The 25,839-nt window shown below is 45.0% G+C and carries 30 protein-coding genes and 1 pseudogene; 13 read left to right on the plus strand and 18 right to left on the minus strand.

The genetic code is table 11. The features are described 5' to 3' along the window. Positions 1 to 133 precede the first annotated feature (133 nt). Positions 134 to 1,411 carry a GAF domain-containing sensor histidine kinase gene (locus BM056_RS05715; protein WP_165613395.1) on the plus strand — a complete coding sequence of 426 codons (1,278 nt, stop codon included), beginning with the start codon at positions 134 to 136 and terminating at the stop codon, positions 1,409 to 1,411. Between the two features lie 109 nt (positions 1,412 to 1,520). Here BM056_RS05715 and BM056_RS05720 read toward each other — a convergent pair whose 3' ends face one another. Further along, positions 1,521 to 1,982, minus strand: a complete 462-nt coding sequence (locus BM056_RS05720) for a bifunctional nuclease family protein (protein ID WP_092469608.1) — start codon at positions 1,980 to 1,982, stop codon at positions 1,521 to 1,523. 125 nt (positions 1,983 to 2,107) lie between these two features. Next, entirely contained in the window at positions 2,108 to 2,452 is a 345-nt protein-coding gene (locus BM056_RS05725; protein ID WP_092469610.1) for a phage holin family protein, read from the minus strand. A 152-nt stretch (positions 2,453 to 2,604) separates the two neighbouring features. Between BM056_RS05725 and BM056_RS05730 the strand changes: the two genes are divergently transcribed. Continuing rightward, positions 2,605 to 2,910: a carbohydrate-binding protein gene (locus BM056_RS05730; RefSeq protein ID WP_238456333.1), complete on the plus strand. Its 306-nt coding sequence runs from the start codon at positions 2,605 to 2,607 to the stop codon at positions 2,908 to 2,910. Positions 2,911 to 3,040: 130 nt separating this feature from the next. On the opposite strand, the gene BM056_RS05735 is transcribed toward BM056_RS05730, so the two are convergent. Both BM056_RS05735 and BM056_RS27190 read right to left on the minus strand, forming a co-directional pair. Continuing rightward, the gene (locus BM056_RS05735) at positions 3,041 to 3,817 is read right to left on the minus strand and encodes a carbon-nitrogen hydrolase family protein (protein WP_092469614.1); all 777 of its coding nucleotides are present in this window, start codon (positions 3,815 to 3,817) and stop codon (positions 3,041 to 3,043) included. Positions 3,818 to 3,983: 166 nt separating this feature from the next. Continuing rightward, complete coding sequence (locus BM056_RS27190) at positions 3,984 to 4,109, minus strand: hypothetical protein (RefSeq protein ID WP_274377523.1); 126 nt, start codon at positions 4,107 to 4,109, stop codon at positions 3,984 to 3,986. Positions 4,110 to 4,162: 53 nt separating this feature from the next. On the opposite strand from BM056_RS27190, the gene BM056_RS05740 reads away from it, so the two are divergent. Further along, entirely contained in the window at positions 4,163 to 4,918 is a 756-nt protein-coding gene (locus BM056_RS05740) for a tRNA lysidine(34) synthetase (protein WP_092469946.1), read from the plus strand. Here the strand turns inward: BM056_RS05740 and BM056_RS27590 are convergent, their stop codons facing one another. Further along, positions 4,919 to 5,062 carry a tetratricopeptide repeat protein gene (locus tag BM056_RS27590; RefSeq protein WP_353740143.1) on the minus strand — a complete coding sequence of 48 codons (144 nt, stop codon included), beginning with the start codon at positions 5,060 to 5,062 and terminating at the stop codon, positions 4,919 to 4,921. A 415-nt stretch (positions 5,063 to 5,477) separates the two neighbouring features. Between BM056_RS27590 and BM056_RS05750 the strand changes: the two genes are divergently transcribed. Both BM056_RS05750 and BM056_RS05755 read left to right on the plus strand, forming a co-directional pair. Further along, positions 5,478 to 6,158, plus strand: a complete 681-nt coding sequence (locus BM056_RS05750; protein WP_092469618.1) for a hypothetical protein — start codon at positions 5,478 to 5,480, stop codon at positions 6,156 to 6,158. 72 nt (positions 6,159 to 6,230) lie between these two features. Next, entirely contained in the window at positions 6,231 to 6,689 is a 459-nt protein-coding gene (locus BM056_RS05755; protein ID WP_092469620.1) for a hypothetical protein, read from the plus strand. 67 nt (positions 6,690 to 6,756) lie between these two features. Here BM056_RS05755 and BM056_RS05760 read toward each other — a convergent pair whose 3' ends face one another. From BM056_RS05760 to BM056_RS05780, 6 genes are all read right to left on the minus strand, one after another. Continuing rightward, positions 6,757 to 7,395 (minus strand): 2Fe-2S iron-sulfur cluster-binding protein, encoded by a 639-nt coding sequence (locus BM056_RS05760; protein WP_165613396.1) that lies wholly within the window; start codon positions 7,393 to 7,395, stop codon positions 6,757 to 6,759. Then, on the minus strand, positions 7,395 to 9,323 hold the full coding sequence (locus BM056_RS05765) for an NADH-quinone oxidoreductase subunit NuoF (RefSeq protein WP_092469624.1): 1,929 nt from the start codon (positions 9,321 to 9,323) through the stop codon (positions 7,395 to 7,397). Before BM056_RS05765 ends, BM056_RS05760 begins: the two co-directional genes overlap by 1 nt. Further along, a complete protein-coding gene (nuoE, locus tag BM056_RS05770; RefSeq protein WP_092469627.1) occupies positions 9,316 to 9,840 on the minus strand; it encodes an NADH-quinone oxidoreductase subunit NuoE in 525 nt (174 codons plus the stop codon). The genes BM056_RS05765 and nuoE overlap by 8 nt, the downstream gene beginning before the upstream one ends. A gap of 90 nt (positions 9,841 to 9,930) precedes the next feature. Further along, entirely contained in the window at positions 9,931 to 10,227 is a 297-nt protein-coding gene (locus BM056_RS05775) for a DVU0772 family protein (RefSeq protein ID WP_092469629.1), read from the minus strand. 109 nt (positions 10,228 to 10,336) lie between these two features. Further along, positions 10,337 to 10,477: a hypothetical protein gene (locus BM056_RS26090; RefSeq protein WP_165613385.1), complete on the minus strand. Its 141-nt coding sequence runs from the start codon at positions 10,475 to 10,477 to the stop codon at positions 10,337 to 10,339. Between the two features lie 86 nt (positions 10,478 to 10,563). Next, positions 10,564 to 11,268 carry a demethylmenaquinone methyltransferase gene (locus BM056_RS05780; RefSeq protein ID WP_092469631.1) on the minus strand — a complete coding sequence of 235 codons (705 nt, stop codon included), beginning with the start codon at positions 11,266 to 11,268 and terminating at the stop codon, positions 10,564 to 10,566. A gap of 372 nt (positions 11,269 to 11,640) precedes the next feature. Here BM056_RS05780 and BM056_RS05785 point away from each other — a divergent pair, with 372 nt between their 5' ends. Together BM056_RS05785 and BM056_RS05790 are read left to right on the plus strand one after the other, a co-directional pair. Continuing rightward, positions 11,641 to 12,219: a TetR/AcrR family transcriptional regulator gene (locus BM056_RS05785; protein WP_238456325.1), complete on the plus strand. Its 579-nt coding sequence runs from the start codon at positions 11,641 to 11,643 to the stop codon at positions 12,217 to 12,219. Between the two features lie 58 nt (positions 12,220 to 12,277). Beyond that, entirely contained in the window at positions 12,278 to 12,934 is a 657-nt protein-coding gene (locus BM056_RS05790; protein WP_092469633.1) for a GNAT family N-acetyltransferase, read from the plus strand. 14 nt (positions 12,935 to 12,948) lie between these two features. Here BM056_RS05790 and BM056_RS05795 read toward each other — a convergent pair whose 3' ends face one another. The 3 genes from BM056_RS05795 to gap form a co-directional block, all read right to left on the minus strand. After that, positions 12,949 to 13,557, minus strand: a complete 609-nt coding sequence (locus tag BM056_RS05795) for a 4Fe-4S binding protein (RefSeq protein WP_092469635.1) — start codon at positions 13,555 to 13,557, stop codon at positions 12,949 to 12,951. A 104-nt stretch (positions 13,558 to 13,661) separates the two neighbouring features. Next, the gene (locus BM056_RS05800; RefSeq protein ID WP_092469636.1) at positions 13,662 to 14,096 is read right to left on the minus strand and encodes a PPC domain-containing DNA-binding protein; all 435 of its coding nucleotides are present in this window, start codon (positions 14,094 to 14,096) and stop codon (positions 13,662 to 13,664) included. A gap of 45 nt (positions 14,097 to 14,141) precedes the next feature. Next, positions 14,142 to 15,149 (minus strand): type I glyceraldehyde-3-phosphate dehydrogenase, encoded by a 1,008-nt coding sequence (gap, locus tag BM056_RS05805; RefSeq protein WP_092469638.1) that lies wholly within the window; start codon positions 15,147 to 15,149, stop codon positions 14,142 to 14,144. 170 nt (positions 15,150 to 15,319) lie between these two features. On the opposite strand from gap, the gene BM056_RS05810 reads away from it, so the two are divergent. From BM056_RS05810 to BM056_RS05815, 3 genes are all read left to right on the plus strand, one after another. Continuing rightward, positions 15,320 to 16,492, plus strand: coding sequence for a DUF362 domain-containing protein (locus BM056_RS05810; protein WP_238456334.1), 1,173 nt, complete (start codon positions 15,320 to 15,322; stop codon positions 16,490 to 16,492). A gap of 92 nt (positions 16,493 to 16,584) precedes the next feature. Then, positions 16,585 to 16,740, plus strand: coding sequence for a hypothetical protein (locus BM056_RS26095; protein ID WP_165613398.1), 156 nt, complete (start codon positions 16,585 to 16,587; stop codon positions 16,738 to 16,740). A gap of 219 nt (positions 16,741 to 16,959) precedes the next feature. Beyond that, the gene (locus BM056_RS05815) at positions 16,960 to 19,107 is read left to right on the plus strand and encodes a Tex family protein (RefSeq protein WP_435050951.1); all 2,148 of its coding nucleotides are present in this window, start codon (positions 16,960 to 16,962) and stop codon (positions 19,105 to 19,107) included. A 152-nt stretch (positions 19,108 to 19,259) separates the two neighbouring features. Here the strand turns inward: BM056_RS05815 and BM056_RS05820 are convergent, their stop codons facing one another. Further along, positions 19,260 to 20,039, minus strand: a complete 780-nt coding sequence (locus BM056_RS05820) for an enoyl-CoA hydratase/isomerase family protein (protein ID WP_092469642.1) — start codon at positions 20,037 to 20,039, stop codon at positions 19,260 to 19,262. Positions 20,040 to 20,204: 165 nt separating this feature from the next. Between BM056_RS05820 and BM056_RS05825 the strand changes: the two genes are divergently transcribed. Continuing rightward, the gene (locus BM056_RS05825) at positions 20,205 to 20,426 is read left to right on the plus strand and encodes a heavy-metal-associated domain-containing protein (protein WP_092469644.1); all 222 of its coding nucleotides are present in this window, start codon (positions 20,205 to 20,207) and stop codon (positions 20,424 to 20,426) included. Between the two features lie 136 nt (positions 20,427 to 20,562). Here the strand turns inward: BM056_RS05825 and BM056_RS05830 are convergent, their stop codons facing one another. Next, complete coding sequence (locus tag BM056_RS05830) at positions 20,563 to 21,765, minus strand: MFS transporter (RefSeq protein WP_092469646.1); 1,203 nt, start codon at positions 21,763 to 21,765, stop codon at positions 20,563 to 20,565. A gap of 417 nt (positions 21,766 to 22,182) precedes the next feature. On the opposite strand from BM056_RS05830, the gene BM056_RS05835 reads away from it, so the two are divergent. Continuing rightward, complete coding sequence (locus BM056_RS05835) at positions 22,183 to 23,691, plus strand: SLC13 family permease (RefSeq protein WP_092469648.1); 1,509 nt, start codon at positions 22,183 to 22,185, stop codon at positions 23,689 to 23,691. A gap of 229 nt (positions 23,692 to 23,920) precedes the next feature. Here BM056_RS05835 and BM056_RS05840 read toward each other — a convergent pair whose 3' ends face one another. Further along, entirely contained in the window at positions 23,921 to 24,325 is a 405-nt protein-coding gene (locus BM056_RS05840) for a pyridoxamine 5'-phosphate oxidase family protein (protein ID WP_092469650.1), read from the minus strand. Positions 24,326 to 24,969: 644 nt separating this feature from the next. Here BM056_RS05840 and BM056_RS05845 point away from each other — a divergent pair. Further along, positions 24,970 to 25,274: pseudogene (locus BM056_RS05845) on the plus strand (ASKHA domain-containing protein). Positions 25,275 to 25,357: 83 nt separating this feature from the next. Here the strand turns inward: BM056_RS05845 and BM056_RS05850 are convergent. Further along, positions 25,358 to 25,783: a DUF362 domain-containing protein gene (locus BM056_RS05850; protein ID WP_092469651.1), complete on the minus strand. Its 426-nt coding sequence runs from the start codon at positions 25,781 to 25,783 to the stop codon at positions 25,358 to 25,360. Positions 25,784 to 25,839: the final 56 nt, after the last annotated feature.

The following is a 25,839-nucleotide window of genomic DNA, read 5'->3' on the forward strand; positions in this document are numbered from 1 at the left end:
AAGCGATTCATTCTTGCTAAGAGCCAAAAGAGGTAAGTATGTGACCGTTCGCAGGCGTTTTATTGACACCTTTCCATGTGAAATGCAATGATAAAGTAAAATTGCAAACTATTACGTGATGAGGGTGGTTAAGTTGTCTGGAAAAAGTGCCGGACTTTCACCCGGGGAGCTGTCTACCCTGCTGGAGATCAGCAGAGTTATAACGTCGAGCTTACCATTAAGGAATATGTTTGAAACCATACATGCCTACCTGTCGGATATATTAACTTACGAAATAGGTTCTTTGTATATCAATGAAAAGAGCAGGTTTAATTTAAAAGCTGGGGTAGGCGTTGAAGACATGGCTTTGACAAATCTAAGCAACCGGGCGGGGACAAATTACTTACTGAAAAAAATAAAGGGTACTGGAAGGCCATGGAGATCCTCACAAGTTTTTAAATTGGAACAAATTAAGAAACATCCTTTTTACGTCCAGGTTCTCGAGCCAATGAGTATATTATATACCGCTGGGGCACCAATACGGAACGGACATCAGATTTTGGGCAGCATTCATCTTGGCCGCAAACCGGAGGATGGGGATTTTAGCGATAAAGATATGCAAATTCTTGAAATGGTAGCCAATTTGCTTTCTCCCGCAATTAGAAATATTAAGATTAAAAAGATCAGCTGGCAGCTTGACGGATTGGCTGTTTCGGGCAGCGACCGTAAGGCTAAAAATAACAGTACGGCCCCCTCAAATGGCGCTGGCGGTGACCGGCAAATGCAATTATTGGGCTCAGTTTCGTCTGTGATGGCCAAGGAATTAAGAAATCCTCTGTCAGGCTTAAAAATGTCCTTTTATTCACTGGCCAGAAATTTTACCTCGGGGGTTATGGCTCAGCAGGACCTTGAACAAATGGACTGTTCGATTAAGAAAATGGAAAAAACTATACGATTTTTGTTATGCCTTTCCGGTGATATACATTTGCAGCGGGAATGGGTTGATATTAACGATTTAATGGATGAGGTTGTTAGGACACTGGGGCCGATAATGGACCCGGATGTTGTGATTATCAAAGACTATTCTTCTTTACCCAACGTATACGTAGACCGGGAAAAAATGCATACGGTATTTGGAAATGTTATTGAAAACGCGCTTGATGCCATGCCGGGCGGGGGTAGATTACGTATAATCACTACGGAAAATCAAGGTCGGGTTTATGTTATATTGGAAGATAATGGCATGGGGGTTGATGCCAAAATTAAAGAAAATATATTTGATCCTTTTATCAGCAACAAGTCCAGTGGAGTTGGCCTGGGGCTAACTATATGTGAGAGGATAGTTGGGTCCCATGGCGGCAAAATAAAACTTCGCAGCAACGGAGGTAAGGGAACTGCAGTATGCATAGATATGCCGGTTGATGCCAGCTAAAGCTGCAAGGCATCAAAAGATTGCCACGTCGCTTCGCTCCACAATGACAATTTACCGAAAGAATAAAGCATTAAGAAAAAAACAAAGGCTAATGGCCTTTGTTTTTTTCTTAATGCAATGACTTTTTATACTCATCCAGAAGTTTATCCATTTCCTGTTGAGTTTCCTCATCAAAAATCTGTTTTATGTCCATCATTTGTTCCTGTAAGGCTTCTGAAATGCTAATGGGAATTTCCGCCCTGATGGCAAGGGCGATGGCATCGCTGGGACGGAGGTCAATCAAAAAATCATCCTTACCAGCAGACAGGTATAGCTCGGCAAAAAAAGTATTGTCCCTAATCTGAGTTATTTCAACTTTGGTTACTTCTGCCCCCAGCGTTCGGCAGATGGTCAGGGTTATGTCGTGCGTCATCGGCCTTGGCGGAGGTGATTCCTCCATGGCCAGAGCGATGGAATGGGCTTCCAGCAACCCTATCCAGATAGGCAGTACTTTTTGTTCTGTCGGGTCTGTAAGCAAAATAATAGGGCTGCCCGACATATCATATGCGATTCCTTTTACCTTGACGATCATGGGACCAAACCTCCCAAAAATTTGGTTTTGGAGTTGCTGGTCCATTCATAACAGCTTAATATGAACCTGATGTTGAGGTTATTCTATCACTTTTCTGCCAAATTTCAAAAGGTTGTATCGGCTCTCTAGCGGCTTTCTCTGAAAATTAGGTTGAGCAACCAGCTAATAACTCCGGTTATAATGGCACCCCAGAAGGCACCTCCAAAACTAAGCACATCGAAACCGGGTACCAGCCAGGAAGCTATAGTAAATGTTAATGCATTGATAATAAATATGAATAACCCCAAAGATAGCATACTAAATGGCAAGGTCAGCAAGACCAGCACGGGGCGTAAAAAAGTGTTAACAATACCGAGGGCGGCCCCCGCCATAAACGCTGGTAGTATACCTGAAATATAAATTCCGTCAATTAAACGGTCTGCTAAAACCACTGCCAGTGCGTTGAGCAAAAAAGATAGTATCCAGTTCATTGGTTAACCCTTTCTAGTATATTGAAAACTGTATTATATATATTGTCACTATTCAGCATGTGTAACTACATATTACATTTTTCCACGTATAAATGAAATAAAAAAAAGCAATATAATTAATGTTTCCGGTTTTAAATTAAAAACAAATGGAGGTGTTGCATTTGCAGTCTTGGAAAGACATGGAAAGATGCGTTGAAGTAAATCCGACCTTTGGTAATCAAATTAATATTACTTATGATGGGTTACTAAGCAAGTCCGGAGCTGACAGGGTTTTTATCCATTGTGGTTACGGTGACCCCCAAAACTGGAGGGATGTGACTACCATAGGGATGGACCGTACAACCAGGGGTTGGGAAAAGGCTGTTCCGATGAAAAACCACACCATCACCTTTTGTTTTAAAGACAGTGCCAATAACTGGGACAATAACAGTGGCTCCAACTGGATCGCCCAAGCATAATGCAGTAAATAAAGCCCCTAATTAAGGGGTTTTATTTATTTAAGACGGAGGTTTATCGGGTTAAAGCGAGATGTTTTCACAAAGAGCAAACTCTGTTATAATTTGGTCCAGTTATCCTGTTCCCTGACCGTTAATTCTCCGAATAGGGGGTGTGTCGCTTATCCTCTATATCAGCAAGATATTTCCAGCGATAGCGAACTCGCTCAATCATTGAAATATCTATTACTGTGTTCAGCAAACCGGGTTCGTTGCCTGCCGTACTGAAAAACATTCCGTCAGGACCGGCAACAAAGCTTCCGCCTGCTACCCTGCGACCGTCGGGGTAACTGGTCCGAGTGTTGTTGGCCATAGCCAGGAAAACAGTATTTTCCGCAGCCCGCGTGATACCTATGTGCTGCCAGAGGTCCATGCGGCCGGCAGGGATGTTGGCGGGATTAAAAATAATTTGTGCTCCCCTGAGTGCCATTTCCCTTGCAATTTCAGGGTAAAATAAATCCACGCAAACAACTGCAGATACTATTATACCCCTGTGTTCAAAGACAGGCTGTTTTGTTCCGGGAGTGACAAAATTTCTTTCACCGATGGCATGGGAAGGAAAGATTTTATCGTAAAAAACTGTTCTTTTTTTAGTAACAAACGCACCTGTGGATATAATTACTTCCGGCTGCCGAAGGTATTGTGCTCCAGATACTAATAAAGTATCCTCGGAGGGCAATGAATTTTGCAGTTGATCAATAACCGACATGTGGTAGTCTTCATCAACGACAAGAGGTCCAAGCCAGTCTTCCGGCAGCAGTATAAAATCGGCTTCCTTGACTTCCTTGATTATTTGTATCATTTTATGTGCGTTTATGTCAGGTTCGCGGGTACTGCGGTCAAATTGCACAACACATAGATTATAATTCATTGTTATTCCATCCTTTTAATTTAACATGCTTGAAGCAGTTATGTTACCATAAAGAGTAATCTTTTTACCAGTTTATCTCGTTAACCGCCGCTAAGACTCCCGCCTCAATAGGCGGAAGTTAAGCGGCGATAAACTCGAAATAAGTGCGACTAAGGTTCAGGTGGGGTCAAAAACCCACCTGAACCAAGTCTTCTTTATTGGCATCATTATTATATACCTTTTTTCCCCAACCAGCATCCCAGACAACCGGTAGATATCCTAAATCAGTTATCACTGCAGGGCCTTTCGCCAATAATGTCCGTGGGGCGGGCGAAAATTACCGGTTTTATAAAGGTGGCTTTAAAAATGAAAGATTCTTATTTAAAATGGTTCAAAGGTAAAGTTAAACGAGCTATTACTAATTATGGTATGATTGAAGACGGGGACAAAATAGCCGTAGGGCTGTCCGGTGGAAAAGATAGCATGGCGCTTCTCCATGTGCTAAATTTAATCCGTCGTGAAGTGCCTGTAGACTACCGGCTCCACGCCATTTATGTAAACCCGGGATGGCCGGTGGAAATTGATGTAATGGAAAGATTCTGTCAGGAGCGGGACGTGCCCTTTACTAATAAAATAACAGATATTGGTGAAGTGGTTTTTTATGATCGTAATGAAAAAAACCCGTGTGCGCTGTGTGCAAATTTACGCAGGGGTGCAATAAATAATACCGCCCGGGACCTTGGCTTAAACAAATTGGCCCTGGGTCATCATTTGGACGACGCCATTGAAACATTTTTTATGAGCCTGATCTTTACCGGCCAATTCAGGACTTTTTCACCTGTTACATTTATGGACAGGAGTGGAATTACTTTAATCAGACCGATGATTTACCTTACAGGGCAGACAGTAGAGACTTTTGCTGGCAGAGAGAATTTGCCGGTTGTAAAGAGCCTTTGCCCGGTAAATGGTGAAACAAAAAGGGAAGAGATGAAAAGTTTGGTTTCAGGATTAAGCCAGCAGTATCCTGAACTTAGAACCCGTTTCTTAACTGCATTTCAAACACTAGATTCAAAAAATCTTTGGCCTCCTATGGTTAGGCGCAGACCAATGCCTGACCTATAACTAGTACCAAGGCAGGGTGATGATAGTTGAAAAAAGAGCGATATGCCGCTGGGCAGCTAATAATAGGAGTTGCAGTTTTCTTGCTTGTATATACTTTTTTTTATTATAGCAAATATATGAGTATTCCCGGCAGAGAAGGTGAATGGGGGATTTCTATATTCTTATCCGCCACCGCAGTACTGGCGGGAATGTTAATTGAACTGGGACGTTTTTGGGGTTGGGTGATTGAGGTTAAGATCAACAAGGACTTGCTGGTGCTGCAGGGTATACCCGCGGCCATTTTAAGCATAGTGCCGGGTCCCTATTGGCTGCAGTCCGGCGGAAACGCTTTCCCCTTTAGCTTTTTTGCTGATCCGGTGGTTACAGGCATATCAGGAGTTTGGTTAGGGGTTGTTCTGCTGCGTGGTTTTTTTAATAATAAGCGCATTGGTGACGAGGAAGAGATTAAGAAAAAAAATAATTTAGCATAATTTTTTTTGCATAGGCAGGTAAATTATGTAAAAATGTCTAAAATCTACTATTATATGGTTATTGAAGAAACGCTAACGGAGGTGCTGGGATGTTGTTTAGAAGGTATGAAGAAGTCATTCTTCGCCTTGAGGAGTTGGGGACCCGGATGGGTAAGCTTTGTAACAGCGAAAGACAGGAACTGCAAAGCTTATTGGAGGAGCAGGCCTGGCTTGGCTTGACATTGGTCAAAAAGGCAAGGTCATTGATGGAAGATATAGACAAAAATTTTGAGAGCTTGTTTGATTGGATGGTGTTAAGTTCGGATTTAATTGACCGGGCCGCTGAACAGGGCGGCAGGCCTGATGATGTCCTCAGACTGAAACTGGTGATGTCGGAAGCAGGCAGCCTGCGGGAACAACTTAAGAAGTTATCTATTAATAATAACATTGCGGATAACAATGACCGAAAAGGTGATGAAGACGCTAAGGCTAATGACTTAACGGTCGGTTTGGAAACTAAAACAACTTCCTTGGAAGTTGAGGCTGTTTTTGAAGCTGCAGCGGCCCTTGAACCTGTGGAAGTCATTTCTGCGGTACCGGCTCAGCAGGTAAAAGTAAAAAAGGTCCGGAAAAAAAAAGCCAAAGTTAAAAAGAGGGCTAATGCATATGCTCCCCCCAGCGAGCTGCTGACGTCCATTTCCCGGCGGATGGTTCCTACAGTTAGGCGGTATGTAGACTTGCCCGAACTTAACCCCGCTGTGAGTAAAATAATACAGCCTCGCCAGGAGTAAATAACGCTTGCTTTATAGTTTAACATCATATAAGATTTGTAACTATAAATGATATTTTACGGGGTGAAGTTTTTGACGTATTCCGATAATGGCGCAGGGGTTGTTAATAATTTCTTGGTAGCTATAGCAAGCGAAGATGCTATAACATTTTGGAACTTGCTGGATAGCAGGGGAAAAGGTTATTTCCTTGGTATGTGGTTTTTTGCTCTGGGAAATGCTGATCTTGGGGCCATTTCACTTTTAGCGGAAGATGAAAATTTTTTAAAAGACGCGCTGAATCAGATTATCAAGGATTTAAAAACAAGTCTTGTGGCTATATTAGACGGCCCCCGGGTCGGTGATTTGCAATATACCGACAGTCACCACGCCGTGGTTCCGGTTAGCGCAACAAGTGAGGAAGAAAAAGTTGTCACGGATCATATTCCACTAGTGCTTGAGCTTGCTCCAACACAAGGGCAGTATGACGGAAAGGTAGGCATGACCTGCTGGAAAATCGATACACTTAAATGCTTTAGCGTTCGTAAAAACTAAGTAATAACCAAGTAAGAACTATAAGGAAAGCCCTCTGCAATATAATCTCAGCAGAGGGCTCTATTTATTATTTTGGGGCAAAGGCTCCCACGGGGCAGGCGCTGGCGCATGCACCGCAGCTGTTGCAGCCGCTTTCTCCCAACGGTACGTCCCCGAAGGTGGTGACGATTCGATCATAGCCGCGCCGGGTAAAGCCTAAAATACCTTTTCCGTCGCTGCGGCAGGAGCGTATGCAATGCCCGCAAAGGACACATTTATTGGGATCGTAAACGATGCCGTCGGCGCTGCTGTCTACCTGCAGGTCTCTTTCCAGAACCGGCAGGTTTTTCGGCTTTAATCTTAATTTGCGTTCTTTGGCAATTCGCTGTAACCCGCAGTTGCCGTTGGCAGCACAATTTTTGCAATCCAGCCGGTGGTTGGACATAATTAGCTCAAACCCGGCCGCCACTAGAGCGTCAACCCTTTCGCTGCGGGTATTGACCACTAACCCGTCGGATACCTTTACAGTGCAGGCCGGAACCGGCATGGGGCGTCCCTGCACCTCCACGAAACACAGCCGGCAGGATGCTGAAGGGTGTTTAAGCTCTTCCCGGTGGGCGCACAGGTGGGGGATGTATACACCGTTGTCCAGGGCTGCCCATAATAGTATGTCACCCTCGCGGGCGCTTATTAGCCTGTCGTCAATGGTAATAGTTATTTCTCTCATTATTTTTTCCCCCTCTCTTGATCCATTTCAGTTACCTTATAAGGGGGAGAAACTTTGATCACGGCCTTATATTGAGGCGGGCAGGCTACCATGCAGCTGTCGCATTTTACGCATTTCTCCTGGTTGATAACCTTGATGCGGTCTTCGTTGTCATATATTGCTTCCACCGGGCAGCTTCCCACGCAGGCGTCGCAGGAGCGTTCGCACTTGTCCGGCAGTATATAATAGGCTATTAAATCTTTACACATCAGCGAGGGACACCGGCCTTCATTGATGTGGGCTTCGTATTCCGCACGGAAATATTTAAGGGTGCTTAGCACCGGGTTAGGTGCTGTTTTACCCAGGTTGCAAAGTGACCCTTCCTTAACTTTGGAAGCCAACTCCATCAGCATATCAATATCCTCAGGTTTGCCCTGTCCCTTGGTGATTCTCTCCAGAATGTCCAGCATATGCTTGGTGCCTAAACGGCAGAAAGTACACTTGCCGCAGGATTCTTTTTGGGTGAAATCAAGGAAAAACCTGGCGATTTCCACCATGCAGTCATCCTCGTCCAGCACCACCATGCCGCCTGATCCCATCATGGCACCGGCTTTGGTTAAAGAGTCAAAGTCAATAGGTGTATCCATGGCCTCTTCGGGCAGGCAGCCACCGGACGGCCCGCCGATTTGCACAGCTTTAAAATTCTTGCCGTTGGCTATGCCGCTGCCCACATCAAAAATGAGCTCGCGCAAGGTAGTGCTCATAGGCACTTCAGCCAGGCCGGTGTTTACCACTTTTCCGGCCAGTGCGAAAATAGCCGTGCCCGGGCTCTTTTCCGTGCCGTTACTCCTAAACCACTCGGCTCCTCTGTTAATAATATGAGGCACGTAAGACAGTGATTTAACGTTGTTGATAACGGTTGGTTGACCCCAGAGCCCGGATATTGCCGGAAATGGCGGACGGTGTCTGGGAATGCCGGGCTGGCCTTCCATCGATGCGATCAGTGCGGTTTCTTCACCACAAACGAAAGCACCTGAGCCCTGGAACAGCTCAATGTTAAAGTTAAAATCACTGCCCAGGATTGATTCGCCCAGCAGACCTTTTTCTTTGGCTGTTTGGACTGCCAGGGCGACCCGCTCTACGGCCAGGGGATACTCGGCCCTGATATATACATAGCCTTTTTCGGCACCGGTGGCCCGGGCGGCAATAGCCAGGCCTTCGATTAACAGGTGCGGGTTGGATTCAAGGATAGTCCTGTCCATAAATGCGCCGGGATCACCTTCATCTGCGTTGCAGATGACATATTTTTGATCGCCCGCGGAACTGCGGCAAGTTTCCCACTTGACTCCGGTGGGAAAACCTGCACCACCGCGCCCCCGCAGCCCGGAAGCTTTTACAGTTTCGATTGTTTCTTCAGGTGTAGTTTCCAGCGCTTTAACCAGTGCGCTGTATCCGCCCGTGGCAATGTAATGGTCAATATCCCGGGGGTCAATAAAACCGCACTGTTCCATGACTATTTTATTTTCATAGACGCCGCGGGGGAAGTCCTGGAAGGTTGGGAAAAAATCGTTGGGTTCAATGGCCGCCAGCGCAAACTCGATGCCCGGGTCGCCTTCGGTAAGGTAGTCGCGGATTATCCTGGCGCCAACGCCCTCTTTAACGTAGCCATAGCAAATGGTAGGGAATCCTTCATTATAAATAACCATCACCGGCTCGGCGTAACAGTGTCCCATACAGCCCACTTCCAGTACATTGGCCTCCAACTGAAGTTTTTGGAGTTCGGTTTGTACTTCTTCAAGCAGGCTTAACGCTCCGGCGGCGCGGCCGCAGGTGGCGGCGCCCACCAAAATAAGTGGCTTGGAGTGCAATTGTTCCCATTTTTGTTGGGCGGCGGCTTTTAATTGTTCAAAAGCGGCCGAAACAACAGCAGCATTATTATTGTTACCCATTGTTGGCATCGCCTTCTTTCATTTTCCGCTTATCCAGTTGATGGGAGAACAACAACCCGTCAACCCTGGTAGGTGTGATCTTACCGTGTACCTCCTCGTTGATGACAACTACCGGAGCCATGGTGCAGCAGCCCACACAGGCCACCCGTTCCAAACTATATTCACGGTCCTCGGTGGTTTCTCCAACTTTAATATTCAGCCGGCGTTCCCAGGACTCCTGAATAATGTGGGCGCCTCTCATGTGACAGGCGGTACCCATACAAATCTTTACCTGGTTTTTGCCGGGAGGTGTAAGACGGAACTGGTTATAAAATGTAATTATTCCGTAAATGTCTACGGGCGGCACACCGAAATGGGCGGCCACCTCTTCCATGGCGATTTGTGGAACGTAACCCAGCTTACCCTGGACCTGCTGCAACACGGGTATGATGTGTCCCTTATCGCCCTGGTCAAGTCCTTGCAAGATTGTTTGGGTAGCTTCAGCTGCCGCTTTTTTTTCTTCTTCGGTTAGTTTCATAAAACATCGCCCCATTTTTTTAATAAATAAACTATTAACAAATTAATTATAACATAAACTTTATCGCAAAATCCATATTTTACGATTTTATTAACTAAAAATATTTTCTTCCAGCCAGTTTCGCAGCTCGGAATTAATATTGAATAAGCGGTCCTGATTAATGTTGCCGCCCTGTTCCTCTATAGCCTTAATCATTAATTCCACGGGTGGTTGGTCCAACAGCGGTTGAGTTTTGCTAAGATGTTCTTTAATCATGTAGATGGCTAACACAGGGTTTTTATTGCAAACATCAATCACAAAAGCATAGCCAATTCGCCTGTTTTTAAATTCGTCTTCCAGACGGAAGTCCCATAAAATACTCTCCCTGATTTCATCAAAAAAACTCATAGATCCCACCTGCCAATCTTTTAGTTTTGTACATATGTTTAAATTTTAGCACAGATAGAAGATTTGATCAAAAACTCGAATTAAAGCGCCCTGCTGCGGGCGCTTTGCCTTATTTGTTTTCCGGACTGCGTTCCGGATCCACAATTTTAGTGTAACCCCTTACTCTGTTCAGTTCCTCTTTTCTGGTTAAGCCCTGGTTGATGGTTTCACTTTCTTTGTTGGTCATAGTATTCTTTTTTGGTTTGGGCAATTTGAATTCCCCTCTTATGGTGTATGGTACCCGTTAAAAAGTCAAAATACCCTTTGAATAAGTGGTAAAAATTAGTAATATCGCAGCTAAGGTTTAATGCCCATGTGCATGGCTGCAACCCCGCCGGAATAAGACTTGACTTCAATTTTTTCGAGCCCGGCCAAACGGAACATTTCAGCTAACTCCTTGCTGTCCGGAAAATTCCTGGCTGATTCCTGCAGCCAGGAATACTGGTCGTAGCTGCTTGCAAAAAGCTTCCCCAGCAGCGGCATAACAAACCGGAAGTAAGCATAGTAAACCTGCTTGAACACCGGCAAACCGGGTTGTGATGTTTCCAGGCAGACAACCTTGCCACCAGGTTTGGCCACACGGCTCATTTCTTTTAATACCTGCATATAGTCAGGAACGTTGCGGAGCCCAAAACCGATGGTAACGTAATCAAAGATGCTGTCGGAAAAAGGCAATTGCATAGCGTTGCCGTGGATGAGTTCTACCTGGCGTAGCTGTGCAGCGTTAACTTTCTCCTGGCCTATTTTAAGCATATTCCGGCTGAAGTCCAACCCGTAAACAGTTCCCTTGGGTCCTACGGCGTCAGCTAGGGCAATAGTCCAGTCCGCTGTTCCGCAGCAGACATCAAGCGCCCATTGGTTCCTTTTTACGTTCATGCGGCGCATTGTATCTTTCCGCCAGGCTTTATGGCGCTGAAAGCTGATAACCGAGTTCATAAAGTCATATTTGTTATAAATTGTTTCAAAAACTTCGTGCACCCGTTCTTCTTTGGTTTGCTGCATGGGGTACCCTCTTTCCAATAAAGAAGACTTGGTTCAGGTGGGGTTTTAACCCCACCTGAACCTTAGTCGCACTTATTTCGAGTTTATCGCCGCTTAACTCCCGCCTGTAGAGGCGGGAGTCTTAGCGGCGGTTAACGAGATTAATCAGGAAGCCTTTATCTTAATATTTCTCTCTACCGGTAAAAATCCTTTTTTTAAAAAATAGTTGCCGTGATAAAAAAAAGAATAAATTAAACTATTAGCATCAATTATATATTGACCTTAAAATAACGATGCTATAATATAATTAAAAACGGAAGGAATATTCCTTCTTTACCAAAAGGGACTGGACTGTTAATGGTACCTATGCCATCAAAAAAAGTACGTTTAAAAATGGAAGCAAAAAAGCAGAGGATTATTGATTGTGCTGCGGAGTTATTTGCGCAAAAGGGCTATATTAATACACCGGTTCGGGATATTATTGACGCTTCGGGCTATGGCACCAGCACGTTTTACCGTTATTTTACTGACAAGGAAGATCTTTTAAAGACGCTGCTGACAGATTTTTTGGACCAAATAATTGATCACGTCAATGATTATTTCCACCGGGAGCAGGATGTTAATAAACGATTTGTGGAAAGCAAGCGAGTGGTTATGCAGGTATTTGCAAGTCATCCTGAGCTGTCGGAAATTTATGTCCGGGTGGTGGGCATTAGCCCGGCGGTTGACCAGTGTTTAAAGGAATTTGACGACCGGTATTTGAAGTTTGTGGAACAAAACATTGCTTACGGCATCAAGTACGGTTTTTTTCGCAATCTACCCCTTGAGCCCATCTGCCACTCCATACTGTCCGTTATTAAATACGCTGTTTACAAATGGGTGGTTTTAAAGGAAATTTCCAGTGAAGAAATGATTGAACTGGTGGTATCATTCCACCGCTCCTTGGGAGAAGGTTTGTATATGAAAAATTAACAGATGAATAGCTGGTGATGCAAATAATATTATAATTTGGGGAAAGAAGGGATGGCTTGTGGCATTGGGTATCCTGTTGAAAAATACCGCCTTGGTTGATCAGACAAAGATTTTGTATAACACTGCGCCGGCTTTTCCTATATTCCGGCGCGGTGCGGTTATCGAAGGTCCTGTGGAAGGTGAAAAATTGCAAACCTTGCAAATATGCCGGCAGTTGGGTAATTTTCGTCCTCCTGATATACAGCTGCAAGCCCTGCTGCGCATTTGTGGGCTTCCCCTGGGACGGGTTTATATTGCCCGCTGTCACAATACTATTGTTGGTTATATAGCTTTCCATAAGCCGGATGATGAACACTACTGGGGTTTTCATGATAGTTTGGTGGAAATGGGAGCCATAGAAGTGAGTGAAAAATGGCGGCGCTGCCACATCGCTACCGATCTTTTACAATATATCTTTGACCACAGTATATGGGGTAAATACATTGTAATTGGTTTCCACTGTTACCGGCACTGGGATCTGAAGGGAACCAATTTAAGCCTGTGGCAATACCGCGATATGCTGCACAGGCTAATGACGCGGGTAGATTTTATGCCCGCTTTCACCACGCTGTATGACATCGCCGCGCATCCGGCCAATATGTTGATGGCCAGGCGCGGCGCTCAAGTCAGCGGGAATGATTGGTTGCTATTTAAAGAGATTGCCGCCAGTTTTTAAAGCTATGATGACAGCTAATTAGGATGAGGGGTAAGTTTAAAACCGGTTCTTTCAATTACATCACCGAAACGCTCACCCGGCTGTCCCTCATTAAACAGTAAATCTAAACATAATTCCAGGGATTTTGTCGCCCCGGCATCGTTAGTGAAATTAATCAGGTTGGAAGCAAGGCGAGGATGACGTCCAAGCTTACCGCCGGCCAATACTTGAAAACCGGACTTTGTAGCCAGCATTGCTTCTATTGGGCAGGCTCGGATACATTGTCCGCAATTTAAACATAGTTTTCGGTTAATGCCGGCTTTTTGATCCTCAATTGATATAGCGTTTTCCGGACAGACATTGGCGCAAGTTCCGCAACCGTTGCAGTTGCCATCAACCTCAGGAACAGCTTGTCCTATAATACCAAAATCTTTGATCTGTGGTTGGCTGCAAGCGTTGGGACACCCGGCCAGAGCCAGGTGAAACATCTGGTGGTGCATTGGCCTGGAAGAATTTACTCTGGCAGCCAAACGTTCATTTACTTTTAACGCAGACATAACTTTCCTGAATTCATCTTCCAGCAAATCTAATTCAAACAGGCGATTGGGGCAATTAAAACACTTTTTAATGGTAAAAAAATCCATATGAGCACCCCCCTGGTTAGTTGACCTGGTTTAATTATATCTATAATCAATGGGGTAAGCTGTGAGTCTGCCCACGTCGCCGGTGTTATGTTAGTCACATTATTTTAAAAATCCAACATTTTAAAGCCTGAGGCTGCGTCAAAAGTTTTTATTGCCCCCGTTCCTGTGATTTCGACAATAATAACCTCACATACCAGGTATACTTCCGAATCGTCTCTAATACAACCTGTTAATACTGTATCACCTTTACCCAAGCTGCTGTGTAAATGGAACACTGGCTCACCGTTGTCGCGGAACATAGTTCCAACGCCCAGCATTTCACGGCAATCATCAATTTTGCGCCAAACCGGAACAGGTGGTTTGGTGCATTCAGCGGGTCCAACCACCAGTGCTGCTTCTTTAACCGCACCGATGACGTAAAGTATTCCCGCTTCTATTTTTTCATGATCAGCTAAATTTTTCAATTCAGCTAAAAGATCTTCTCCATGATCGACCCGGGCTACGAAAACCCGCCCTGTAGTTCCCTGCCTGTATTTCATTTTTTTTATTCCCCCGTGCTTACAGAACTATTTTCTCACTTAGTATTAAAAAAAATCAGCCAAGTATTCTGCCAGATCCACTACTCTGCAGGAATAACCCCACTCATTATCGTACCAGGCCATTACCTTAACCAGTTTGCCTCCCATGACCATAGTTGACAGCCCGTCAACGATACTGGACCTGCTGTCTCCATAATAGTCCCTGGATACCAGGGGTTCATCGGAAAAGCCCAGGATACCTTTAAGTTCTCCTTCTGCCGCGTTAAGCAACGCTGCGTTTACTTCAGGAGCTTCGGTTGCTTTTTCAATCTGGGCTACAAAATCTACCATGGACACGTTGGGAGTTGGCACCCGGATGGCAAAGCCGTTAAGTTTTCCCGCCAGCTCCGGCAGCACTTTCCCCACAGCCTTTGCGGCACCGGTAGTAGTTGGGATAATTGAAAGCGCTGCTGCCCTGGCCCTTCTTAAATCCTTGTGGGGAAGATCTAAAATTTGCTGGTCGTTGGTATAAGAGTGCACTGTGGTCATCATACCGTACTCGATGCCAAAATTCTGGTATAAAACTTTTACAATTGGTGCCAGACAATTGGTTGTGCAGGATGCATTTGATATTACATCATGTTTTTCATGCTCGTAAATGTTTTGGTTTACTCCCATAACAATGGTTGCATCAACTTTTTTCCCCGGGGCGCTGATAATTACTTTTTTGACACCGGATTTTAAATGCAAGCTTGCGTTTTCCCTATCTACAAATCTGCCGGTGGCTTCAATAACAATGTCAACCCCCGGTTCCCCCCAGGGAATATCTGCAGGATTTTTATAATTAAATACTTTAATCTTTTGATCATTAACCATTAAATTTACTTCATCAGCATAAACCGCCGCGTTTATCTTCCCGTGCACTGAATCGTATTTTAAAAGATGGGCCAGGGTTGCCGGTGAGGTAAGGTCGTTGACTGCTACAATTTCCAATTCCGCCTTCCTGTGCTGGCACACCCTGAAAACGTTTCTTCCTATTCTACCGAAGCCGTTAATACCAATCCTTACGCTCATCATATGCCCCCTTCTTTGTAATTTATCAGTCAAACTGGTTTCCAAGAATTGTACATGGATTTGCTGGTAATGTAAATACAATCACATGAAATTTAACAAAGAACTTAAGCTAATTTGAGTTATTATAGGGTAGAAATTATGCCTACGAGAGGATGTTATTAGTGAGTGGGATGGTCGGAATTGCCAGGTGCAACAGTTATAAAGAGGGACGCGTGGAGGATGAGGTTCGGCGCTGTATAGATTTGTTGGGTGGGATCACCAGGTTTGTAAAACCAGGTATGCGAGTTTTATTGAAAGTCAATATGCTTAGCGCTACCCCGCCGGAAAAAGCTGTTACTACGCACCCGTCTGTGGTTCGGGCGCTGGCCTTGCTCGTCAAAGAGGCGGGAGGCAGGCCTGTGGTGGCGGACAGTCCCGGGCCGGTACCTTATACTGTTTCAGGCTTAAGCAGAGCTTATGAAGCAGCCGGTCTGGCTGAACTTGAAAGAAAGGGTATTGTCGCGTTGAACCGGGATCCTGCCGTGGTGGGGCTACCCCATCCTGAAGGAAAACTGATAAAGCGGCTGGAAGTCATCAAACCAGTTATAGAGAGCGACGTTATCATTGCCGTCCCTAAATTAAAGACACATATGTTTACCACTTTAACCGGGGCAACCAAGATTATGTTCGGGGTCATACCTGGATTAGCCAAAGCAGGTTACCACGCCAAGCTGCAGACCGGTGACCAGTTTGCAGAAATGCTGCTTGATATTATTGGGGCCCTGAAGCCGGTGCTTTATCTAATGGATGGTATATTAGCATTGGAGGGTGACGGCCCCGGCCTGCACGGGAAACCCAGGCCGCTGGGAATAGTCATGGCATCAGCAGATCCGGTTGCTATGGATGTTGTTGCCTGTAGAATTACCGGTATGGATCCTATGACAGTGCCGATGTTGCGTGCCGCGGCAGCGAGGTCCTGGTGGACCGGGCGGGCTGAAGATATTGCTGTTGCAGGGGTACCGGTTGAGGATGTTGCTGTCGATGACTTTAAAAAACCTGAGGGTGTCTCCAGAGATGCCAGAGGTTTGGACAGGCTGGCCTGGTACCAATCGATGTGGGCGCCTGTGGTTAAGCAGGCATTGTCACCCCGTCCGGTTCCGGGTGAGCGTTGCACGGGGTGTGCAACCTGCCGTCGTGCTTGTCCCCAGGGTGCGGTGACAATTGTTGGTGGTCGTGCTGTTATTAACGACCGGGCTTGTATCAGATGTTACTGCTGCCACGAAATGTGCCCGGAAGCAGCGGTAAGCCTGGAATACGGGTTGTTGGGCAAAGTTATACGGCGGCTTGGTTGGCTGGGGCGCTAACATTAGATAATATATAAATAATTTTCTAAGTTTAAATAGAATACAAAAAAACTATTGGGCTATAGTATTAAAAAATACGAGAGGGGATTCATATGAACAAAAAGAAAAGCAGTTCTAATCAGGATATCAAGAAGGACAGCCCGGGGATTGTTGATAGTATGGAAAACCCTTCGGGAACAATAAACGCTTCCCGAATTTTTCGGAACTTTCCGCCCGAGCTGCTGGCTGAAAATGATGAAAAGCAATAGCACAATACTCATTTATCAGTTCCCGGGGTTTTCCTACCCGGGTTTGTTTGACTTTGGGAGGTTTTTACCACAAATATGGCAAGATCCTCATGTTGCTGCGGTAAGTACCGGCGGGAGGATAAAAACAAGCGTTTTCTTGTTTTTTATAATATACTGGTTTTAAACATGATCCAAAAACATTAAAATATTAGGTAGTTTGGTTTCGAGAGGTGACATTAGTTGGATTCTTTACCTGCAGGTATTTTGGAAATAATAGTCCGGGAATCTGGATTACCCCGTAAAAAAGTGGAAGGCACTGTCAAATTGCTTGATGCAGGCAACACAGTCCCTTTTATCGCCCGTTACCGCAAAGAAGTTACCGGAGAACTGGACGAAGTGCAGATCAGGCGTGTGGAAGAACTGGTCAGCTATTACAGGAATTTGGAGCAGCGCAAGACCGAAGTGCTTAGGCTTATTGAAGAGCAGGGCAAGCTCACTGATGAAATCAGAAAGAGGGTAATGACTGCCGCTAAGCAGGCGGAAGTTGAAGATATTTACCGCCCGTTCAGGCAAAAGCGCAGGACCAGGGCCGGACTGGCCAGGGAAAAGGGTCTGGAGCCGCTGGCGGAATACATTCTATCTTTTCCTGCATCAGGCAACCCCGAGCATGAAGCAACCCTATATCTGTCAGAGGGCGTTCCTTCTGTTGAGGAAGCCCTTCAGGGGGCTCTGGACATTGTGGCGGAGCAAGTGGCCGATGATCCCGATGTGCGTGGTTGGCTGCGCAATTATACCAGGAAAAAAGGGTACTTGGTCAGTCGGGCCAAGGACTCCGGCTCCGATTCCGTTTACAAGATGTATTATGATTACCGGGAACCTGTTTTAAATGTCGCGCCGCACAGAGTGCTTGCCATTAACCGCGGGGAGAGAGAGGACATACTCAAGGTTTCAATTGAGTTGGACCAGGAAGAAGTCCTGACCTGGCTGCAGCGACGCTTTATTAAGCAAAATTCCATTACAACCGTATTGGCGGAAAGGGCTGTGGTGGATGCCTATAAAAGGCTGGTGGCTCCGGCTGTGGAACGGGACGTCCGCAATGAGTTAACTGAAAGGGCTGAAGAACAGGCTCTGGTAGTGTTTGCCCGCAACCTGCGCAGCCTTTTGCTGCAGCCGCCTGTTCCGGGCAAAGTGGTGTTGGGGGTGGACCCGGCCTACCGTACAGGCTGTAAATGGGCTGTAGTGGATGAAACCGGCAAACTATTGGAAACCGGAGTGGTTTACCCCACACCACCCCAAAAAAAGGTTGTAGAGGCCAAGGCTGAGTTTACCCGCCTGGTAGATAAATACGCAGTGCAGGCTATTGCAATAGGAAATGGTACTGCCTCCCGCGAAACCGAGCAATTTGTAGCCGATTTTATCAAGGAGCGGCAAGGAGAAGCACTGGCTTATGTAATTGTAAGTGAAGCCGGAGCCAGCGTCTACTCGGCATCGAAGCTTGCCGCGGGTGAGTTTCCGCAGCTTGATGTTACGGCCCGCAGCGCGGTTTCCATCGCGAGACGCCTGGAGGACCCGCTGGCCGAACTGGTAAAAATCGAGCCCAGGGCCATAGGCGTTGGTCAGTACCAGCATGATGTGGCTCCGAAAAAGCTGGATGAGAACCTGGCCAAAGTTGTTGAATCAGCGGTCAATTACGTGGGGGTGGATTTAAATACTGCTTCCACTGCCCTGCTTAAATATGTGGCTGGAATTAACGCTGTTGTTGCGGAAAATATAGTAAAATATCGGGAATTGGAAGGAAAGTTTATCAATCGACGGCAGTTGGCCAAAGTACCGAGGCTGGGACCCAAAACAATGGAACAGTGTGCGGGCTTTTTAAGGATTAGAGGCGGTAAAAACCCGCTGGATGCCACGCCTATTCATCCGGAGTCCTATAAGCTGGCCGGCAAATTGCTTGAATTAATTGAAGCAGGTCCGGAAATGATTGGAAGCACATCCCTGAGGGCTAAGCTGGCGCGATTAAACGTAGAAGAAATTGCCGCAGAGCTGGATGCCGGTGTTCCCACCCTAAAGGATGTGAAGGACGCTTTATCCCGTCCCGGACGTGATCCTCGTGAAGAATTGCCGCCACCGTTGTTTAGAACAGATATCCTAAACATTGATGACCTCAAACAAGGGATGGTTTTAAAAGGGGCAGTGCGCAATGTTGTAGATTTCGGGGCCTTTGTTGATATAGGGGTTAAAAATGACGGTTTGGTTCATATATCTGAAATGAGCCGGGAATATGTGCGCCATCCCTTGGATGTAGTGTCCGTTGGTGACACCGTTACAGTAAAGGTGCTGTCAGTGGAGGCCGGCAGCGGCAGAATTTCACTTTCTATGAAGGTATAAAGGAAAGGGGACACACCTCTTCTTGGTGGTCGTGGTTTTAGGTACGAGGTATGTCCCCAATAATATGAAGGTATACTCAGTAGATATAATCAGAGGTAAGATTAAAATAAGCCCGCTTAGATGCAGCGGGCTAAAAACTTTTAAGGCCTGCTTTATTTAAAGTTAGGCTTTCTTTTTTGCAGAAACGCCTGAACACCCTCTTGAAAATCGCTGTCCGACAAAGCCATTAATTGTAGAGAAGCCTCAATCTCCAATTGAGAAGCAAGCGTATTCCGGGAGCTCAGTTTCAACATTTGTTTTATGTAACTAATGGCATTTTGGGGTCCTGTGGCAAGCCTTAAGGCCAGTTTTTCCACGTAACCGGCAAACTCTGCACCCGGCACCACCCGGTTAAATATGCCAAGCCTTAATGCTTCCTGAGCATCCAATAATTGCCCTGTCAGCATTAATTCTGCCGCCTTATGGTAGCCCACCTTTCTGGGTAAGAACCACGAAGCACCACTGTCCGGCACCGCCGCGATATTTACAAAATTGGGCGCGAATTTAGCCTGGTCTGACGCTATAACTATGTCACAGGCCAGTGCTATGGCTGTTCCGGCGCCTGCAACTGTACCATTAACTGCAGCAATAACCGGTTTGGTGAAACTGTCCAATAGGGTGGCCACACGGCTGGCGTGATCTAATATTTCCCTCTTTTTCAGATTATCGTCCGAAGACATAAGCCAGGCTAAATCTCCTCCTGCGCAAAAAGCTTTACCGCTGCCTGTTATGATCAGAACTCTAACAGTCTCATCCTGTCCGGCAAGCTGTAGTGCCCGACCAAACTCTCCTGCCAGTTCTTTGCTGATGGCGTTGAAATTCTCCGGCCTGTTTAGCGTAATAGTAGCTATCTTGTTTTCATTAACTTCATAAAGTATTGTTTTAAAGCTCAATAATTACACCTTCCCTTAACTAATGAATAGATATTCATTTTTAGTTTTATTTGACAAGCCTTCCGGCATTTCCTGCATAGTAAATAAAAAATGCTGTATAAGGTTTATCCATATGAGAAAGCTATTAATAACATGTCAGAATATAACCACATGGGGGTGCCGGTTGTGAAATCTGTGCTTTTTGAAGTTAAAGGTATGAATACCCCGGAGGACCGGATAAATGTGATGAACGCTATCCACAAATACTCAGGGGTTCTATTTATAGATGTAAATATGCATGAGGAAAAGGTTAAAGTTGATTACGACCCCAATAATATAACCATTGGGGATATGTGCAGATATATTGAAAGCGAAAATTATATTGTAGATGTATTAAGTGACTCTTAATTATCAAGCTAAACTGTCAAACTATAAAACTAAGCACCAGATTAACTGTCGGGTATTTAATTATTTTAATGATACTAAGGAAAAGGGACATCCTCTTTGAGGAATGCCCCTAATTGAAAGGTGAAAATAAAAAATTTTACCCCTCTGCGAGGTTTCTTCGGGTAATTTCTTTTTTTCCCGGTAAAAAAAGGGCCAGAATTAAGCCTATTACGGGAAAAACCATCATCACCTGGAAAACCGCGGGCAATCCCCATAGGTCAGCGATGTAACCCAGCAACGTGGCACCTACTCCGCCCATACCGATGGCAAACCCCATGATTAATCCAGATGCAAGGCCTACGTTATTAGGCAAGAGCTCCTGGCTGAAAACAACGGTGACGGCAAATGTGGATATGATAATAAAGCCCAGCATTGCTACCACGGCAGGTGTCCAGTCACTGCCAAGCCTAACGAAAAGGTATAATAAAGGAATCATTAAAGCCATGGAAGTAACTACAACATTTTTAAGACCCCACCTGTCGGCCAGCGGGCCTCCTGTCAGTGTGCCGAAAGCTCCGGCAAATAAGAATACTGAGGTTAGTGTGGCTGCATATGTTTCGCTTCTGTGCAAGTAATGAACATAATACTGGGGCAAGTAAGTAACAAGTCCAAAATGAACCCAGGACCGCATAATTACAACCAGCACCAAAAGTATTACAGGTAAAAGCAATTTAAAGGTTAACGGGTCCGCCGGTTCAGGTAAGTTATCCTGATGATAATCTGTAGCTGTTACCCTGGTTTTTTGGGGTCCAGTTCCAGTTATTGTGGAAAGGTAAAACAAGAGTATTAAAGCCATTAGACCGTTTAATGCCAAGAAGCCGCTTGAGCCCCTTAACCCGGCTAATCCAAAGAAATACGTAGCCAGCACCGGTCCGGCTGCAAACCCGGCGTTACCTCCTACGGAAAATAGGGACATGCCGGTAGCCTTGCGCGGCCCGCTGGCAAAACGAGAATACTTTGAACTTTCGGGATGGAAGGCTGCAATTCCCAGGCCGCTGACGAGAGCTGCTAAAAGCAGCATGTGATAATTGGGGCTAAAACCTGTCAGAGACATGCCCAGGCCTGCCAGGAGGCAGCCGGTTGGGATTAACCAGTAAGCAGTAAAACGATCGCTCAAAACACCAAAAACGGGTTGAATTACGGATGAACTCAGATTAAACGCCAGCATCACAATGCCTACCTGCAGTTGGGTGAGTGAAAAGGCTGGCTGCAAAAAAGCCAGCATCATTGGTAATGCACCCTGGTTGAGATCAGTTACGACGTGACCTGTACTAAGCAGAGCCAGAACTTTTTTATTCATTTTTAAATTACTCCCTATAAATTTTTTGGCTTAAAAGCAAAGCCTCCAAGGTTTATTTCAGTAAGTTTGGTTAATTTCCTTCCTGAATATCATTGCTTTAATTGCGTTGGGTATGTATGGAAAAAACATTTGTGTAATTTTTCACTGGTGGTGACAAAAAATAGTTGCAATGGAGCCGGGATTAGAATATAATACAGGAAAGTTACATATTGCACAAGCGAAAAGAGCTTCCCGTACCGGCAATTATGTGGTTCAAAGATATTTAATGGTGAAAGGGGGGTAATACATAACAGGCAAATATAAAAACGTAGTGCAAAACTTAGAAATGCAAGTGATCTATTTCACTATAAGATTGCAAGTTAATTATTTAACGAACTAATAATTTTAAAATTTTTTTTCGGAAGGGTGGGTGTGATAATGAATAACACCACACAAGCAACCGTTGGTGCACCCGTTGAGGTGGCTAAGATCAATAGCCTGTCCGAAGAGTGGCGCAGAATAGCATTTGCTTTGCTGGGAATAGGACTTTTTGCTTTATTTTATTTCTTGCCACAGTTGCCCTCGGCAGTGGATCCAATGGGTAAGGTATTCGATCTTTCCCGGCAGGGTCAATTAGCCATAGGGCTGTTCCTGCTGGCGGGAATCTGGTGGGTATTCGAGGTAGTGCCCATAGGGGTAACAAGTATCGCCATCGGCGTTATCCAGGCCGCTTTCTCCATTCGTGGAGCAACACAGGCGTTTGCACCGTTTATGGATACTTCTGTTTTGTTTATTCTTGGTTCGCTTTTGTTGGGTTTGGCGTTTACCAAAGCCGGTGTAACAACTCGACTGGCCTTTAAAATGCTTTCAGTGGCTGGTGAAGATTCAAGAAAAATACTGCTGGGTGTGTTTCTGGTAACAGCTGCGCTAACGCACTTAATGGCCCACACAGCTGTAGCGGCCACCATGTTCCCGCTGATGCTTGTGGTTATGAGTCTGTATGGCAAGGAAGATGAGCCAAGCAACTTTGGTAAAGCAATGTTTATAGGTATGGCTTATGCTGCCGGCGCCGGCAGTATGGTTACTCTGCTGGGCGCTGCCCGCGGCCCCGTGGCCCTGGGATTTTTTCAGCAGTTTACCGGAAATTCAGTTGGTTTCATGCAGTACTCTCTGACCATGGCGCCTTTTGGGTATGCCATGGTGATAGTAACCTGGTTCCTGCTATGCTTTGTGTTCTATAAGCCTGAGCAGAAACAAATTGCCGGGCTGCGCAAAAGAGTGAATGAAATGTATGTACAGCTGGGTCCGGTATCAGGGAAAGAGATTTTTGTCATAGCATTGGCACTTGCTGTAATAGCCGTCCTGGCGGTACAGCAATTTGTACCGGCTATCAAAGATATGAGCAGGTGCATTCCCATGCTGGTAGCGGTACTGATTATGTTCCTGACCAAGTTGTTCACCGTGGAAGACCTGGAAAAGAACGTACCCTGGAATATAGTACTGCTGTTCGGTGGCGCAATGAGTATCGGTACCGCTCTGTGGGAAACCGGCGCGGCTGAGTGGATGGCGGTTCACTGGCTGGCTATGTTCCAAAATGCGCACTGGCTGGTATTTGTAACTGCAATCGCTTTCCTGGTGGTTATGCTGACCAACTTTATTATGAACGTGGCGGCTATCGCTATAACGATGCCGGTAGCGCTGGTTATTGCCGGATACCTGCACGTTAACCCATACCTGATTCTTTTTTCTTCGCTGGCCATGGCAGCATTGCCTTATATGCTGCTGGTGGGAGCTGCTCCCAACGCCATTGCGTACCAGTCTAAGCAGTTTACGCCCGGTCAGTTCTTTATGGTAGGTATCCCCTTCACTATTTTGGCCCTGGTGACAGTGGCTATATTCGCACTGGTGGTTTGGCCTTTAATGGGAATACCGGCTTTGGTACCATAATTTGTGTAAAATAACAATAATAATAGAAATTAGGGTCCTGCTACAAAATGTAAGTTTTGTGGTAGGGCCCTTATCTATTTTAATATGCACTCATTGATTGCATATTATTGGTACTGATCGCTACAATGGTGGTTTCTACGGGCCGGGCCGGTTACCCCGCCCGTGCAGGGGGAAGCGAATTAGCAAAGGCCTGGTGAATTGTCCAGGCCTTTGCTAATTGAGTAATTATTTACAGTTCCTTGCCGATATCCGGTCCCGGTTGACAATTAAATACATTGGTCACTTTAAGAAGAATTGCAGACTTAGGCTGCAATTGAGGCATAGTTTTTTGAACCCAGGAGACTGCATCATCAAAGACTTTTCCCGACGTGATAATATTCGCTTCGCCTTTAATTTGAAAAGCTTGTTTTCTATCATAATCCCATACACTTATGGCAATCCAAGGGTTTTCGTTTAGATTTTTTGTAGTTTTATTCATAAAATTATCAACCAGTAAGATAGTATCTTCTTCATCATATAATTTGACATAATGGATTGGTACCACATTTGGCAACCCATTCTTAGAAGCTGTTGCCACAGCATAAATAGCTGTTTTGTTAAATACCTCTTTAACATTATCAATAAGCTTTGACATTTTGAATTATCCCTCCTGTTTTTTTAACATTTGTTCAAAATAAATATTCGTCTCTTATCTCAAAACTCCTTTTTTAAAATTGAAATATTAAGTTGATCCTCAATCGGTTTATTCTCAATTGGATTAATGCAATTCAAACCTGGAACTATTTTTGTTGTTTAGTTCTATTAGATTTATGATAGCAGTTGATCATATCCAGTAAGTGTTTAAGTTTTTCTTCGTCTTTATTACTTGGTTGCGTTATTCCTGAACAAGGTATTTGGGGCCCGTTTTGTTTGACTTTATTGGTTCGTTTGCCGGTTAATTTGAAATTGATTTTCATCTTTTTTTACTCCCTGGCGTAGGGTTTTCCTATAAAATTTGTTCCAATCTTTTCGGGGCTGGTGTGTTGATCCAGCGCCAGTTTACCGATTCGGATAAAGGGTGCGGGGTATCATGTAAACAAGCCGCCGTAAAAAATCGGGCAGCTTGTTACAAAAAACCATAGTCACTTATAGTCACTGCTCCATTTTGGTTATCCTTGATTCTGAGTATCTTATTTTCCCAACTGTTCCAGGTGTTTTTCAATACACCCAGCCGGGTCTTTAAAAGCTGGGCCTGCGTTTGCAGGTATCATGGCGATGCTAAAAATGGTCGGGCTGCCAATGAAGGCAATTGAACAGGTATATATAGCCGGCGGGTTCGGCCGGTATATAATTCTGCCGGATGCTATAAGAATAGGCATGTTTCCCGACTTCCCATGGACAGGTACAAATACATCAGTAACAGTTCAGTAATGGGTGCCAAAATGATCCTGTTTTCAAGGGAGTTGCGGGACGACGCTGAAATGCTGGCTGAGAAAATAACTTATCTTGAGTTAAGTGTGGGTAACGACTTTATGGACGAATTTGTGTCAGCATTGTTTATCCTCCATACCTATCTGGAATTGTTCCCAAGCTTAAATTTATGAAAACAAAAAAATTACATATGTCCATAATTAAGTTGTAATAACCGCAGTTAGGTTAAAGGTATATATTCATGGGTGTCATGACCCTAAAAGAATCTCCCTTTTCTACGCCCGCGCCTTTTTTGACCCAAACCTTTTCCGCGATGGTAACCACATTGATTATATTGACCGCTTTTGTTTGAAGCCCGGTTTTGTACCCTTGAAACAAATAAATCATAAATCACCTGAAACATATCCGCAAGATTGGTGACGATGCCGGTATGTCTTGATCCTATTGAAACACCTGTGTTTGTTTTGGTTTGAACATTTTTTGAAGCCTCTTGATATTTTTTTTCGGGTAGTTTAACCTTAACAACAGCGCCATTAGGACATATTTCATAACACATACCGCATTCACTACATAGTTTATTGTTAATATTAGCTTTTTGATTGGTAAATTTAATTGCTCCCTGCTGACAGGTTTTAATGCATTTTCCACAACCCGCACACTTCGGTTCATCTATATAAAACATTACTTATCATCACCTTTATTTTGAACATAGGTCCGAAATAAAGGTAGCATCATTAG

Origin of the sequence: Desulfotruncus arcticus DSM 17038, from assembly GCF_900113335.1 — a bacterium.
Classification (GTDB): domain Bacteria; phylum Bacillota; class Desulfotomaculia; order Desulfotomaculales; family Desulfallaceae; genus Desulfotruncus; species Desulfotruncus arcticus.

Excerpts from the sequence above, each read along its gene's own strand:
- BM056_RS05795 (WP_092469635.1), bottom strand. The coding sequence starts at position 13,557 with ATGGATTTTTTTACCATTAAAAAGTGTTTTAATTGCCCCAATCGCCTG.
- BM056_RS05765 (WP_092469624.1), bottom strand. The coding sequence starts at position 9,323 with ATGGGTAACAATAATAATGCTGCTGTTGTTTCGGCCGCTTTTGAACAA.
- BM056_RS05800 (WP_092469636.1), bottom strand. The coding sequence starts at position 14,096 with ATGAAATACAGGCAGGGAACTACAGGGCGGGTTTTCGTAGCCCGGGTC.
- BM056_RS05850 (WP_092469651.1), bottom strand. The coding sequence starts at position 25,783 with ATGTTTTATATAGATGAACCGAAGTGTGCGGGTTGTGGAAAATGCATT.
- BM056_RS05750 (WP_092469618.1), top strand. The coding sequence starts at position 5,478 with ATGTTGTTTAGAAGGTATGAAGAAGTCATTCTTCGCCTTGAGGAGTTG.
- BM056_RS05840 (WP_092469650.1), bottom strand. The coding sequence starts at position 24,325 with ATGTCAAAGCTTATTGATAATGTTAAAGAGGTATTTAACAAAACAGCT.
- BM056_RS05760 (WP_165613396.1), bottom strand. The coding sequence starts at position 7,395 with ATGAGAGAAATAACTATTACCATTGACGACAGGCTAATAAGCGCCCGC.
- BM056_RS05780 (WP_092469631.1), bottom strand. The coding sequence starts at position 11,268 with ATGCAGCAAACCAAAGAAGAACGGGTGCACGAAGTTTTTGAAACAATT.
- BM056_RS05785 (WP_238456325.1), top strand. The coding sequence starts at position 11,641 with ATGGAAGCAAAAAAGCAGAGGATTATTGATTGTGCTGCGGAGTTATTT.
- BM056_RS05720 (WP_092469608.1), bottom strand. The coding sequence starts at position 1,982 with ATGATCGTCAAGGTAAAAGGAATCGCATATGATATGTCGGGCAGCCCT.
- BM056_RS05740 (WP_092469946.1), top strand. The coding sequence starts at position 4,163 with ATGAAAGATTCTTATTTAAAATGGTTCAAAGGTAAAGTTAAACGAGCT.
- gap (WP_092469638.1), bottom strand. The coding sequence starts at position 15,149 with ATGAGCGTAAGGATTGGTATTAACGGCTTCGGTAGAATAGGAAGAAAC.
- BM056_RS05830 (WP_092469646.1), bottom strand. The coding sequence starts at position 21,765 with ATGAATAAAAAAGTTCTGGCTCTGCTTAGTACAGGTCACGTCGTAACT.
- BM056_RS05775 (WP_092469629.1), bottom strand. The coding sequence starts at position 10,227 with ATGAGTTTTTTTGATGAAATCAGGGAGAGTATTTTATGGGACTTCCGT.
- BM056_RS05835 (WP_092469648.1), top strand. The coding sequence starts at position 22,183 with ATGAATAACACCACACAAGCAACCGTTGGTGCACCCGTTGAGGTGGCT.
- BM056_RS05810 (WP_238456334.1), top strand. The coding sequence starts at position 15,320 with ATGGTCGGAATTGCCAGGTGCAACAGTTATAAAGAGGGACGCGTGGAG.
- BM056_RS05725 (WP_092469610.1), bottom strand. The coding sequence starts at position 2,452 with ATGAACTGGATACTATCTTTTTTGCTCAACGCACTGGCAGTGGTTTTA.
- BM056_RS26095 (WP_165613398.1), top strand. The coding sequence starts at position 16,585 with ATGAACAAAAAGAAAAGCAGTTCTAATCAGGATATCAAGAAGGACAGC.
- BM056_RS05735 (WP_092469614.1), bottom strand. The coding sequence starts at position 3,817 with ATGAATTATAATCTATGTGTTGTGCAATTTGACCGCAGTACCCGCGAA.
- nuoE (WP_092469627.1), bottom strand. The coding sequence starts at position 9,840 with ATGAAACTAACCGAAGAAGAAAAAAAAGCGGCAGCTGAAGCTACCCAA.